At 40.6% G+C, this 315-nt stretch carries 1 rRNA gene; it reads left to right on the plus strand.

From position 1 onward, the window contains the following. Nucleotides 1-108: ribosomal RNA gene (gene rrf / locus H5200_RS23560) — 5S ribosomal RNA — on the plus strand; the annotation flags it as partial. Nucleotides 109-315 lie beyond the last annotated feature (207 nt).

The following is a 315-nucleotide window of genomic DNA, read 5'->3' on the forward strand; positions in this document are numbered from 1 at the left end:
ACAATAGCGTTTTGGACCCACCTGACCCCATGCCGAACTCAGTAGTGAAACAAAACAGCGCCGATGATAGTGTAGCATTTGCTATGTGAAAGTAGGACATTGCCAGGCTCCAAATTGAGAAAGCCCGACTAGAAATAGTCGGGCTTTTTTACGTCTGGAATAAAGTAAAAAGAAGGTTCGAGGTGAAAGGTAATACCAATCTGCATAAAGATTAAGTCAATTTTATCCAGTCTCTAGAGCATATGCTTTTAACCGTATCAGGAACAGAAATGAATTTATTCCACGCTTGCGAAACCTGTTCGACTATTTCTTCAT

Origin of the sequence: Pseudoalteromonas sp. SG43-7 (assembly GCF_014164295.1) — a bacterium.
GTDB classification, from domain to species: Bacteria; Pseudomonadota; Gammaproteobacteria; order Enterobacterales; family Alteromonadaceae; genus Pseudoalteromonas; species Pseudoalteromonas rhizosphaerae.